The sequence below is a fragment of the Diaphorobacter sp. HDW4B genome (assembly GCF_011305535.1).
Classification (GTDB): domain Bacteria; phylum Pseudomonadota; class Gammaproteobacteria; order Burkholderiales; family Burkholderiaceae_C; genus Diaphorobacter_A.
On the sequence record NZ_CP049906.1, the window covers coordinates 354,830 to 367,623 of the forward strand.

General features: G+C 61.9%; 10 protein-coding genes. 7 read left to right on the forward strand and 3 right to left on the reverse strand.

The window, feature by feature from the left end; genetic code table 11:
- Positions 1–120 precede the first annotated feature (120 nt).
- A complete protein-coding gene (locus tag G7048_RS26430) occupies positions 121–1,146 on the reverse strand; it encodes an AraC family transcriptional regulator (RefSeq protein WP_166071461.1) in 1,026 nt (341 codons plus the stop codon).
- 259 nt (positions 1,147–1,405) lie between these two features.
- Here G7048_RS26430 and G7048_RS26435 point away from each other — a divergent pair, with 259 nt between their 5' ends.
- The 4 genes from G7048_RS26435 to G7048_RS26450 are packed head-to-tail and all read left to right on the forward strand — an operon-like array spanning position 1,406 to position 6,206.
- A complete protein-coding gene (locus tag G7048_RS26435; RefSeq protein ID WP_166071462.1) occupies positions 1,406–2,320 on the forward strand; it encodes a hypothetical protein in 915 nt (304 codons plus the stop codon).
- 1 nt (position 2,321) lies between these two features.
- Positions 2,322–4,040 carry a PEP-utilizing enzyme gene (locus G7048_RS26440; protein WP_166071463.1) on the forward strand — a complete coding sequence of 573 codons (1,719 nt, stop codon included), beginning with the start codon at positions 2,322–2,324 and terminating at the stop codon, positions 4,038–4,040.
- Positions 4,041–4,068: 28 nt separating this feature from the next.
- Positions 4,069–4,689, forward strand: coding sequence for a hypothetical protein (locus G7048_RS26445; protein ID WP_205750435.1), 621 nt, complete (start codon positions 4,069–4,071; stop codon positions 4,687–4,689).
- A complete protein-coding gene (locus G7048_RS26450; RefSeq protein ID WP_166071464.1) occupies positions 4,686–6,206 on the forward strand; it encodes a pyruvate, phosphate dikinase in 1,521 nt (506 codons plus the stop codon). Before G7048_RS26445 ends, G7048_RS26450 begins: the two co-directional genes overlap by 4 nt.
- A 63-nt stretch (positions 6,207–6,269) precedes the next feature.
- Here G7048_RS26450 and G7048_RS26455 read toward each other — a convergent pair whose 3' ends face one another.
- Positions 6,270–7,676, reverse strand: coding sequence for an SRPBCC family protein (locus tag G7048_RS26455; protein WP_166071466.1), 1,407 nt, complete (start codon positions 7,674–7,676; stop codon positions 6,270–6,272).
- Between the two features lie 144 nt (positions 7,677–7,820).
- Between G7048_RS26455 and G7048_RS26460 the strand changes: the two genes are divergently transcribed.
- From G7048_RS26460 to G7048_RS26470, 3 genes are all read left to right on the forward strand, one after another.
- Entirely contained in the window at positions 7,821–8,558 is a 738-nt protein-coding gene (locus G7048_RS26460; RefSeq protein WP_166071467.1) for a hypothetical protein, read from the forward strand.
- Positions 8,559–8,664: 106 nt separating this feature from the next.
- Positions 8,665–10,170, forward strand: a complete 1,506-nt coding sequence (locus G7048_RS26465) for a phosphotransferase family protein (protein WP_166071468.1) — start codon at positions 8,665–8,667, stop codon at positions 10,168–10,170.
- Between the two features lie 18 nt (positions 10,171–10,188).
- Entirely contained in the window at positions 10,189–11,250 is a 1,062-nt protein-coding gene (locus tag G7048_RS26470) for a hypothetical protein (RefSeq protein WP_166071469.1), read from the forward strand.
- An 83-nt stretch (positions 11,251–11,333) separates the two neighbouring features.
- Here the strand turns inward: G7048_RS26470 and G7048_RS26475 are convergent, their stop codons facing one another.
- Entirely contained in the window at positions 11,334–12,698 is a 1,365-nt protein-coding gene (locus tag G7048_RS26475) for an NAD(P)/FAD-dependent oxidoreductase (RefSeq protein WP_166071470.1), read from the reverse strand.
- Positions 12,699–12,794 lie beyond the last annotated feature (96 nt).

Here is a 12,794-nt window from a genome sequence, read left to right on the forward strand (position 1 = left end):
AAGTTGCTTCGGGCAATCCCTTGATCGCAGCAGAACGCCCATGCGGCAGCGGCCTCGATGGGGCTGTTGCTGGAGATGAACGATGTGGTGGGAGGTGGGGCCGAACGTGCCCCGGTGGGCTCAGTGGCCGAGCTTGGGCGGCGCGGATGCGTGCTGCTGCAGTTGTGCTTCGTGCACCGTCATGCCGGTCCACTTCTTGAACGCGCGGCGAAAGGCGTTGGTGTCATCGAAGCCCGACAGTTGTGCGAGCTGTTTGGCGCTATGTTGGCCCGACTGCAATCCGTCCAGTGCCTGTTTCAAGCGAAACTGGTCCACGACGTTGCGAAAATTCTCGCCTTCCTGCTGCAGGCTGCGGCGCAGGCTTCGGGGAGATGTTCCGAGTGCGGTGGCTGCCTGCTCGAGCGTGGGAACCTGTCCAAGGTTTCGGTTGAGCACGTTGCGCAGGCGCGTGGTCGTCGCTTCGACGTGGTCGATCATGTGCTTGAGTTGCACCAGATTGCTGCGGTAGATCTGGTGCAACTCCGCGTCGGCGGTGGCCAGAGGCGAGTCCAGCCACTGCGCATTGATGATGACGCGGCACAGGGGCTTGCCGAATTTGACAGGGCATTGGAACAGTTCGCGGTAACGCTCTCCATAGCCTGGATCGGCGTAGGAGAGTTCGATGCTGTCGAATTTGGGGCGCGTGCCTGCGACCTGCGTTCCCACCTTGAGCAGAATGGAAAGCGTTTCCTCCACGGTGAAGCGGTGAATGCGCGGCGACGGATTCACCGACTCGATGAGCAGCGACATCGACTCGTCGTCCCGCATGGTGATGCTGATCTTGGACATCATGCCCAGCGCATCACCGTAGTGGTACCAGATGTCCTCGACTGATTCGCGGATCGTGCGGCAGGTCATGGCGGCGTAGCCCATGATGCGGAAGTCGCTGACTTCGCGCGCCATGCCGATGTCGAGACCTATGCCATCGTCCTTGGCCAGATCCAGCAGCTTGCCGACGATCTGAAAGTAGTCGGCCGTGGCGATCAGAAACTGTGGATCGTCCAGCGACGCCAGCGAGATGCCACTGGTCAGCAGAACGGGTTCAGGCGCGTAGCCATGCTCGTTGAGCCAGGTGATGTAGCGGCGCAGGGGAAGCGGTCGCATCATGCCGACGCTCCTTTGCGCGGGCCTTTTCTGTCAGAGGGCGAGCGCATGCCGAAACATGCTGGCCAGCGAAAAACGGTCATCTTCAATACCAATCTGCAGGGGACTCGGGCGCTGAGCAGCATGTCCTGTGGTTTTCCCGAAAGACAGCCGGTTTGGCCTGATCTGCAAGCATTCTGTCAAAGATTCATCTAGTCGCGTACGAGGGTATGTCTGTATAAACCATATGGTAGCAAACTAAATTTTCACGAAAGAGACAAGCATGCTTGCAGACGCACAATACACACGCGACCAGGTTTGGGGCCCCATGAGCTATCCGGCTCGCGACAAGCTCGATTCCAGCGAGACGGCTCCTTGGAAGGACCATATCTATCTGGCGTTCTGGGACCCGGTCCATGAGGCTTACGGCTTTCTGCACTGGAACAGTTCGCCCAACCACAACACCGGCAAGTCGCAGGCCACCGTCATGCTTGGCGGCGAGTTCTATGACGTGAAGGAGCCGCTGCCCGCATCGACCACGCATTTCAGCAGCCCGTCGATCGACTACGACCTCAAGAGCCATATCCAGATCACGGGCAAGGAGTTGCAAGGCTCGCTGGAGGTTCTGCCGCGCATCGAGCCGGTGGACTACACGGGGTACAAGAAGATTCTGCCGGAGCTGATTGCCGGAAAGCCGCTGAATCATTGGCAGCAAGGTTTGCATCTGAAGGGCCATCTCACGCTGCGTGGCAAGACCTTCAAGATCGATGCGCTGGGTTTTCGCACGCGCACCTGGGGCTTTCGCGACGATTCGCAGCAGTTCCACGAGTACTTCTCGCTGTTTGCCTGCTTCGAGAACTTCGATGTTTCCATCATGAAGTTCCTGCATGTCGACGGCTCGGTGCATACCGACGGCGCACTGGTCCGCAAGGACGGCACGAGCGTGCGCTTTGACGATATCCATCTGACACGTGACTCGGCCGGATCGCCGCTGCTGCTGGAGCTGGACCTGGTCGATGGCACCAAGCTGCTGCTCAAGCGCGTGCGCCGCACCGCGACGATGTGGTGCCCGATTGGTCCGCCAGAGCGCAAGGGCCCGACGTTCTGCGCGTTCGATGAATTCATCGAATGGGAAGCACAGACCGGCGAGCGCGGCATGGGCTTGAATGAGCAAGGCATCATCCGCCGGATTTTCTGACATGGCAGTCACATCCAACATGTCTTTGCCCGCCGGTCAGCACCCGGGGGCCTCGGCCGCTGCCGCGCCCGCGCAGGGCAACTGGCCGCGCGCCAAGGTGCCGGCCGATCAGGAATGGGCGCGGCAGTGGTGCAGCGTGGATGCGGAAGACACGCTGCATCAGCCTTCATCCGCGCCTGTGCAGTGGACGACGGTGAACCTGGGTGAAGTTTTCCCCGGTGTGCCCACGCCGCTCAACTGGGCGGTGCTGGCGGCGGGTGGCGAGCGCGGCTTGCGCGGTGCCCTGTTTTCCATCGGCGTCTATGGTCGCAGTGATCTGCGGATTCCCGACGATCCGGGCGAGCGCACCATCGGCATCATGTGGGGCAGGGCCGTGGCCAACCTCACCAAGTTCCGCGAGTTCGCCGACCGCTCGCCGGGCAATTCGGGCGACGCGATGGAGGCGCAGATCTTCGGCTCCAACGAGACCCAGGGCGGATCGCATCCTCAGTACGGTCGCTATCCGTTCGTGGTTGCGAAGATGCCGTTTGCTGCGATTCAGAAGCGCCGCAAGCTGCTCGCACTCAGCTCGGAAACCCAGCGTTGGTGGGAACAGGCGGTGTTCCCCGCGCGAGCGCATGACCGGCTTGCGGCCACCGAGCTGATGTGGGATGCGCATCGCCGCATCGCCAAGATCTTCGATCCACACAACGTGATGATGATGGTCGCGCTGGCGGTCTATACGCCCGTGCGTGCGCTGACGGAAAGCATCGGCAAGCCGGAGCTGGCAACCGCCTTGCTCTACACGGGCGATACGGAAGAGTCGAAGACGGTGAGCGATCTGTGGGCGCTGTCGCGCGGGCAGATTCCGCTTGCGAGCTTTCTGCGCCATCACGGCTTTCATGGTCCACGCGAGAACGAGGTGTCCAGCCGCGTCTGGCGCGAGGACTCGACGCCGGTCGAGAAACTGATGGAGCGCTACCGCCAGATGGATGATTCGGAGAACCCGAATCTCGCGGGCCAAAAGCGCATGCAGGATCGACATGCTGCCGAGGCGACGTTGATGAAGAGTCTGAGTGCTGCGGGGCGTGTGAAGGCGCGATTGCTGTTGCGACTTGCGCGCCACTACGTTCCCACCCGCGAAATGGGCCGCGATGCATTCTTGAAGGGCATGGATGTGGTGCGCTGCACGGCGCGCGTGATCGGCGCGGATCTGGTGCGCCTCGGGCTGATCGACGAGGTGGATGACGCGTTCTATCTCACGCCTTTCGAGCTGACCGAGCTGCCTCCGCGTCTGCGCGAACGCGTGACTTTGCGTCGGTCCAACCGTGCGCGTTATGAGCAGTTGGAAGTGCCTCAGCGCTGGTCCGGTCTGGTCGAACCCACGCAGGCAGTCCAGCACGAATTGCCTGAAGAGGTGCGCGGCATGGGCGTGAGCGCGGGCGTGGTCGAGGGGCTGGTACGCGTGATGCTCGACCCGTCCGACGACGATCTGGAAGACGGTGAAATTCTGGTCTGTCGCACGACGGACCCGGGCTGGGCGTCGTACTTTTTCATTGCCGCAGGCGTGGTGATCGACATCGGCGGGCCGCTGAGCCATGGTGCCATCGTGGCGCGTGAGCTGGGTTTGCCGTGCGTGATCAACGCAAAAAATGCCACGCGCCAATTGCGCACCGGAGACCGTGTGCGCATCGACGGCACAAGCGGTGAAGTGGAAATACTGGCTCGGGCCAGTGAGTAGCAGATAGCAGGACGAAGGAGACACCAAGATGAACCAGGACAACACAGCAACAGCCGTCTTGCAGATCGTGCGGCTCAAGGGGCGCGTCAATGCCGCGACCTTGGCCGACAGTCTGGGGTTGACACAGGACGCGGCGCAGGCGCAGTTGGCTGCGTGGTTGGCGGCCGAAGCGATTCAGGATGCCAAGGGGCAGTTCCGCATGACACCCGCCGGACGCGAGCAACTGGCAGCGCGCATCGAGGCGGAGCGCAGTTCGGTTGACCACGACCAGCTGCATGCCGCGTATGACGAGTTCCATCACTTGAACACCGAGTTCAAGACGCTGGTCACGGACTGGCAAGTACGCGGTGGTCAACCGAACGATCACACCGATGCAGCCTACGATGTGGGCATCATGAACCGACTGGCTGATTTGGATGCCCGTTGGCAGCCGCTGCTCAAGCAGATGCTGGCACTGGCCCCACGCATGGCACCTTATCCCGCGCGCTTTGCCGTGGCGCTTGCGAAGATGCGAGCCGGAGACTCGGCGTGGTTTGCCCGCCCGATTCTGGACAGCTACCACACCGTCTGGTTCGAGCTGCATGAAGACCTGATCGGTCTTCTGGGCCTGAGCCGCGAGGCGGAAGCTGCTGCGGGGCGCGCAGAATGAACGCGGCACTTCAATCCTCCGTGGAGACCGGGCACCCCAGCATTCTTGCGTTGCCGGGCCATCATCCAACGGGACGCGAGCAAGTGGGCGGCAAGGCCTGGAGCGTCTACAGCATGCAGAAGCTCGGCATTCCGGTGCCGCCCGCATTTGTGATCTCGACCGAGGTCTGCGCGCGCTACGAAGCCGCTGGCAACCAGTTGCCGCAGGACATCATCGACGCGTTGCCGCAGGCATTGCAGTGGTTGGAGTCGCAGACCAGCAAGACGTTCGGTGGCGGCGACAACCCGCTGCTGGTGTCGGTGCGCTCGGGCGCGGCCATCAGCATGCCCGGGATGATGGACACCATCCTCAATCTGGGCATGACCGACGCCGTGCAGACAACACTGGGCAAGCGCACGGGTTCGCCGGAGTTCGCGGCCGATGTGCGCGAGCGCTTCACCGAGCATTACCAGGCCATCGTCGGCAAGGCGGCTCCAGCCGATCCGTTGGAGCAACTGCATGGCGCTATCGAAGCCGTGCTGCAGTCCTGGCAATCGCAGCGCGCGCGCGACTACCGACGTGATCGCGGCTTGCCCGAGTCGGGTGGGACTGCGGTCACCATTCAGGCCATGGTGTTCGGCAATCTGGGCGAGCGCTCGGGCACGGGCGTGATGTTCTCGCGCGATCCCGTCAACGGCTCTCCAACGCCTTATGGCGAATGGCTGCCGCGCGGACAGGGCGAAGATGTGGTGTCTGGCCGCATGACGCCGCAGAGTCTGGACGCGTTGGCCGAGCAGCAGCCCGAGGCGCATGCTGCCCTGCTCAAGATGTCGGACACGCTGGAGCGGGCAGGGCGCGATGTGCAGGACATCGAGTTCACCATCGAGGCCGGTCGTTTGTGGCTGCTGCAGACACGCTCGGCCAAGCGCACCCCGGCGGCCGCTGTGCGCTTGGCCGTCGCGTTGGCGGAAGAAGGCTTGATCACCCGGTCCGAAGCGCTGGACCGCGTGACGGCCGAGCAGGTCGGCCAGGTGTTGCAGCCGCATGTTGCGCCCGAGGCGCTGCGCAGTGCCAAGGTGCTGGCAACCGGAAAGCTTGCCTGCCCCGGCGTGATTGCGGGGTTGTTGGTGAGCGATGTGGACGAGGCCGAGCAGCGTGCGCTGGAGGGAGAGTCCATCATCCTCACGCGCCACACGACCAATCCCGACGATGTGCATGCGATGTCGGTGGTAGCGGGTGTGTTGACCGAGCTGGGCGGTGCCACTTCGCACGCCGCCGTGGTAAGCCGCGAGATAGGCGTGCCCTGCATCGTCGGTTGCGGTCAGGACCAGTTGCTGCCCTTGGGCGAGCGCTGGGTGACCATCGATGCCGAGCGCGGTGAAGTCTACGAAGGTCGTCTGGAAATCATCGACGCCAACGCTGGCGAGCATGCGGATCTGCAGCGATTGACGGACTGGGCGAGGGCGGAATCGAGGGCCTCCGACGATGCGCCGCTGGCCCAATTGCTGCAGTCGCGCAAGGCGAGCGCAGCGGACTGAAACGCCGAGTTTGCAGCTCCCACAATGCCCCGTCGCGATTCGTCGCTGTGGGGCATTGTTGCTTCAAGGCTGGGCCAGACGCTTGGTCAACACCTGATGGAAGTAGCGGATGCGGCTTTCCTGATAACGCGCGAGCGTGAGCCCTTCAGGATCGGCAGGCCAGGTCTTCAAGCCCACCTGAACCTGCGGCATGTTGATGTCGTCCTGATCGAAAATCTCGCCCATGGCACCCAATTCGGGGCGGCTCTGGAAAGGCTCGTCGTGCCGCAGGTGGACGATGGGGGCAGCAGGTGGGCGCGGTGCGCTGTCGGGCTGGCGCACGAGCATCCACACATCCATGAAGCATTCGTCGGGGCTGTCGATGTTGGGGCGGAACTGGTAGGTCAGCGGCAGGCCCTCGCCATACCAAGGACAGAAATTGGGGAACACCCAGTACTGGATCGAGTCCAGCATTTCGGCGTCGGATAGCTTCGAATAGTCCGCTCCGGTCAATGCCCCCAGCGACTCGCGACGCCATGCGGCGAGCGACGCCCGGTCCTGAATGTGGTCGGGCAAGGCATCGACCTGATCGGCACGCAGTCCGGCCAGCAGCGCCCATGAAACGGCGACGGCCTCCTTGGCATCGGGCGTGCGGTTGTGCTGACTGGGAACGGCCTGCGGCGTGATCAAGCGGCTGAAGTGGGCATTGCCTTCCTCGAAGATGTCGTATTGCGTGGCGTGTTCGCCTGTCGATGGCAGGGCCTGCGGGTGGGTCTGAACGACGTGGTAGCTTTCCAGAAACGCCTCCATCGCCACCTTCCAGTTGGCCTTGATGGTTTTCTGCACATGCCAGATCGAGAAGCGCTTGTCCAAAGGGCAGCGTTCGAAGTGCGACGGCATGCTGCCCAGATGGGACGCGAGTGACGGCGCTTGGAGATCCGGGTTGATGAAGATGAATCCGCCCCAGGTGCCGATCTGCACCTCGCGCATGGAGAAATCCTCCGGCTGCACATCCGGAAAATCCCATGCACCCGGATAGAACGCGAGCTTGCCGTCGGTGTTCCAGGTCCATGCGTGGTACTTGCAGCGAAACTTGGTCGCGCCCTTGCCATGCTGGTCGCAGAGCTTGCGGCCACGGTGCAGGCAGACATTCCAGTAGCCCTTGAAGCCGCCATCCTGCTGGCGCACGATCAGAAACGACAGCCCTGCCACTTCATAGACGAAGTGGTCTCCGGCCTCGGGAATTTCTTCTTCGCGGCAGACCACCTGCCATGTGCGCAGCCAGATCTTCTTGACCTCTTCGCGGTGGTACTCGTACGAGGTGTAGCGCTCGACGGGAATGCGCGCCGTGCCCAGATTGGGCGAGCTTTCCTGTGCGAGCGTGTCCGGAACCTCTTGCGAATCGGCCTTGGCCAGATCGCGCCAGTTGGGTGAAAGCTCGGTGCCCAGTCCGCGCTGGAAGCGCTGGTGCAGATCGAAGGAGTGATCCATGGGTTGTCTCCAATGTGGTTTTGATAATTAGTATGGTTAAATACTTGATGCTTTAATACTTTGATTTGACGCAAACGCCGTCCAAAGTGGACAAGCCATCCCAAAACACCAGATCGACAGAAGAGAAAAGTGGAAGGAGACAAGATGGTTGAAGAAGTGATGCTCGCGTACGCGAGTAGGCCCGAGCTGCTGTGGATATCGGCCTTTGCATTCGCCATTGGCTACATCGAGTACATCTACAGCTTTCGGCTGGTGCTGCGCGAACGCAGTGCGCCGTATCCGGTGTGGATGCACACCTTCTATCTGGCGCACGATCTGACGGGTGCCATCGTCTTCTACCTGCTGGCCAAGGAGCACAACTTCTTCTGGTTCTTCACCGGAGCGAGCATTGCGCTGCTGGTCTGGAACTGCTTCGAGCTGTTCAATCTGTACAAGGCCATCACTGTCGAGCGGCAGGAAATCTGGGGCCGGTTCTACGACCGCCCCGTGACCGTATCGCAAGCGCTGGCAAGGGTTGTGGGGCAGGTGGTGCTGATGATCTGCATCGTCAACCTGTTCCGCGTCTTCATGGATGACCAGGTCATGTTCAAGTGGTTTGCGTTCACCAACATCCTGATCGCCGTGGCTCCCGGCTGGCTGTGGAACGAGCGCCGCAGTCGGCGCGGCGCATCGGTGGGGCTGGCCATCGTGATCTTCATCGGCACGGTCAACACCTTCTTGCCGCCGGGCTGGGGCATGTGGACCACCGCATCGTCGTACTTCGACCAGCCCTGGTTCTACGCCACCGGCGTGGTGGTGTCGGCCTATGCATTGCGCAATGTGTTTCTGCTGCTGAGCTATCCCGCCAAACCTCCCGACAACGGCAAGGCTGCGATCTGGTGAACTGGTTCCGACGGTTCCGTGGGTGCTTCAGGTAACCCCGGTTGCGTAAAACTGATATTGATGCATAAGATATTGAGCATGTGCATTTCCAACTGGCTTTGAACCCATGCTGCTACCCATCGAACAGACGCTCACCGCATTGAGCGAAGCCATCCAAACTCTCAAGAACTCAGACACCAGCACCGCCGTGGCTTCGGCGGAGCAGTCGGTGGGGCTGGCGCTCGGACTGCTGATCGCGCGCGAGCAACGCGGGCCTCAGGCGGTGCTGGCGCAATTCCATTCGCTGGAGAAAGCGCTGGATTCCATTGCCGACGAGCTGGCCCAACTGGGCGGGCGTGACGGCAGTCTGGATGCACTGCGTGCGCGGCTTGCCGCTTCCAGTCGCTTGACCGACCTGCATGCACTCGAAACCGCCTGGCGTTCCTGCCTGCAGGAACTGGAGGCATTGGTGGCCGTGGGCATTCGAGACCAACGCCTGAACGCGGCGCAGCACGAGCGGCTTTCCCGCATCCTCGTGCAATGGGAGTCGGCCGATCTGCAGTCGCAGATGTCGGGTGCGAGCGCCGATGCGGACGATGCGAACAGCCAGGTCATCGATGGTCCGCGTCTGGAGATCTATCTGCGCGATCGCTTCAAGGAGCCCGATCTGCGCGTGACCTCGTTTCGCCCGCTGCCCGGCGGCTTCGGCAAGCAGACCTATCTGTTTGCCGTGCAGGGGCGCGATCTTTCCGGCGACTTCGTGCTGCGACGCGATCCCATCCGCAGCTTCATCGACAACGACTGCCATCTGGTGTCCGTCGAGTTTCAGGTCATCCGAGCGGTGCATGCACTGGGCTTTCCCGCGCCAGAAGCCGTGTGGTGCGATACCGAGCACGCCTTGCTGCCGGGCGGCGACTTCATGGTCATGCGACGTGCCCCCGGATCGGCTGCGGGCAGTGTGTTCTCCGCGCAGTCGGCCGTTCCGGCGGACCTGAGCAAGACACTGGCGCAGATCCTCGCGCGCCTGCATGCCTTGCCGCCGGTGAAAGAGCTGGCATCGCTGAAGGGCTCGATCAACTCGAACCTCTCCCAATTGACGATTGCCGAGTGCACGCGCCAGTATCTGGAGGAGTGGCTCACGCTGTATCGCGCCACGCCGCATCTGCCATCGGCTGCGGTGTTGAGCATCTTTGGCTGGCTGCTCGAACACATTCCGCAATCCAGCGGACACCCGTCGCTGCTGCATGGAGACATCGGTTTCCACAACTTCCTTTTCCATGGCGAAGAAGGCTCCGACAAGCGAGAACTCAGCGTGGTGCTGGACTGGGAATTCGCCCACGTTGGTGATCCGGCGGAAGACCTCGCCTATGTGCGCAACACGCTGGGAACGGCGCTCGATTGGCCGACGTTCCTCGCGGACTACCGTGCGGCCGGTGGCACCGAAGTGTCGGACGAACGCATTCGCTTCTTCGAAGTCTGGGGCCACCTGCGCAATGCGGCCGCCGCCAATCTGGCCACCGCGCAGTTGGTGGACGGTGCCACTCGCGAGCTGAAGATGGTGCTGCTGCCGCATCTGTACATCCCCATGTTCCTGCGTGCGGCTCAAGCGGCCATCGATCGTCCACTGGTTTGAACTCACAACAGGAACAGCATGTCAGACACGCTCACCGACAAAGCACAGGCCTCAGGCGACAACTACCGCTGGATCACCAACCATGGCGATGGCCGGTTCGGCGAGGTCCGCGCCGCCGATGACTTTCTGCATTGGCAAGGCAACGCGCCCGGCGCCAGCACCACCGAAACCTACTACTTCGGCTTTCACGTGCCCGAGCAGGCGATCCACGCATTCATCTACATCTGGGTGCACCCCAATCTGAAGGTGGTGACGGCTGGCGTGATGATCACGCGCGGCTTTCAGCGTTCAACACTTGCAGCCGACTACTTCGATGCCCGTGCTTATCTTGCGGTGGACGAGCATGTGAAGGCGGATGGCTCGATGCAGTTTCCGATGGGGCTGACGCTCAAGCCCATTGATCCCATGCGCCACTGGCACATCCAATTGGATGCTCCGGGCCAGGACACGTCGTTCGACCTGCATGTACGTGCCGCGCAACTGCCCGTGGTGCGGGCGGACCAGAAGCATTTCGACCAGAACATGCATTTCGAGGGCGAATTCAAGCTGCGCGGCCAGCACTTGAAGGTCGATTGCCATCAGGTTCGGGACCGCTCCTGGAGCAACCCGCGCCCCGAGGACCCGATGCCCGTGCCTCCATACGATTGGCTGACGCTGACCGATGGCGCGGACTTCGCGCTGAACCTGTCGATGTTCGATGACCTGTCCGTGCTGGGCAATGCCGGCGGCGCCATTCATTTGCCGCCCAAGCTGCTGCAGGACGGCTGGGTTGCGCATGGCAAGGGCGATCAGGCCGAGCTGCGGCGCATTGTCGATGTCAGCAAGAAGACGTTCCGAACGGCCGACACGCTGATGCCCACACGCCATGAAATCACGGCGGTGGACGAACGCGGCGAGCGCTACGAGATCGTTGGCGAAAGCGTGGGCAGCGGCAATTGGAATGGGTGGCCGAACATGATCTGGAACCAGAACCTGATCCGCTGGACCTGCAACGGCCGCACTTGCTGGGGCGAGTCGCAGGAAGTGCACTGGCACGAACTGGTGCGACGCTTGAGCCAGACGGCCTACATCGCGCCCTGATGCGCTGACGGCTCAAAATGCAAAGCAACGCGCCGTGGCATGTTGCCCGGCGCTTTTTGCTTTGCTGCTGTTTGAACAGGTTCTTATGCGAGTTGGGTCGCGATGCGCTCGGCCGCCGAGGTGCCACTGATCACGGCCGACTCGATGCCTTGCGAGAGAAAGTCGCCCGTCAATTGCACGCGGCTGGTAGGGTCGAGGCTTTGCTCGTACTCACCCATGGCGGTGTAGAGGCCGACATGCGACTTCACGTTCGCATAGTCCCAGCGCTGGATGAAGTGGGTTGCCATGTCCTGGCGCAGATCACCAAGGAAAGGGCGAGCGAGTTCCAAGGCGCTGGACAACACCTCAGCGTCGCTGCGCATGCGTTGCTGCAAACTCCATTCGGGCCGGAAGAACAGCGTCACCACGCCATGACCTTGCGGCGCGCGACCGGGTGCCTTGAGATGATCGAGCACGATGGTCGTGAGGTCGTTCGACACGGTGCTTGGCGGGAGGATGAAGGTTTCCTTGCGGTTCGGCGCGCGGCGCAGACCCAGATGCACATTCACGCTGGGCATGGGCTGAATGCATTCCAGAAAACGGCGCTGACCTGCGGCCATGGGCGGCGCGAGTCTGAGCAAGTCGGGCGGGGCAAGTGCGACAACGCAGGCGTCGAAATTCTGACTGAATGCGTCTGCGCCATGGGTGCCTGAGATGAGCACTCCAGCGTCGCTGCGCTGAACCTGTGTGATCTGTATTCCGTATTGAACGGGTACTTTTTTCGCGAGCGCTTCCGCCAGACCGTTGATGCCGGTATCAAGCCCGGAGATCGACGCACCTGCATATTGACGCAGCATCCACAGCAGCTCCGCTGCGGGCGCGTCGCGGGTGCTGTTGAGCGTGTTGCCGCGCATGATCGGGCCAGCGACGAATTCCTGAAACTCCTCACCCAGCACGCGTCGCGTGTAGTCGGCCACCGATTCGGTGTCCCAGGGCGCGAGCGGTGCCATGGATTGGAAGTCCGCCAGCGACCAGATCTTTCGCATCACGGGCAGCAGTTTCAGGGCTCGCAGCTTGGTGCCGACCGACAGCAATCTTGTGGTGAGCAGACTGCGCAACGGATGCGCCAAGTCCAGCCCATGAATTTCGCCATTTCTGGGAATCCCGATGATCGGCCGGATGCGGTGCAGATGCTGACTGCAGCCAATTTCATCGATCAGCGCAACGGTCTTTTCATACGACGGCAGCAATGTGATCGCACCCACGTCGAATGCGTAGCCATTCTTGCGTACTGTCGTCGTGCGTCCACCGGGATGCTGCGCGCGCTCCAGCACGCTGACTCTGTAGCCGAGCTTTTGCAACTGGTAGGCCGCCGTCAGCCCAGAGACGCCGGCCCCGATGATGGCGATATGCCTGCGCGATTCGATGGAGGGTTCGCCAGATGGCAGCCAGGAGCCGTTGGGTTTCATGAAATGTTTTAGTATGCTATCTGACTAATTGTTGATGTTTGCCACTGAATGCGTTCGCGTGTTAACCCTAGCGCCATGGCTGCTGTCGCGTTTGTC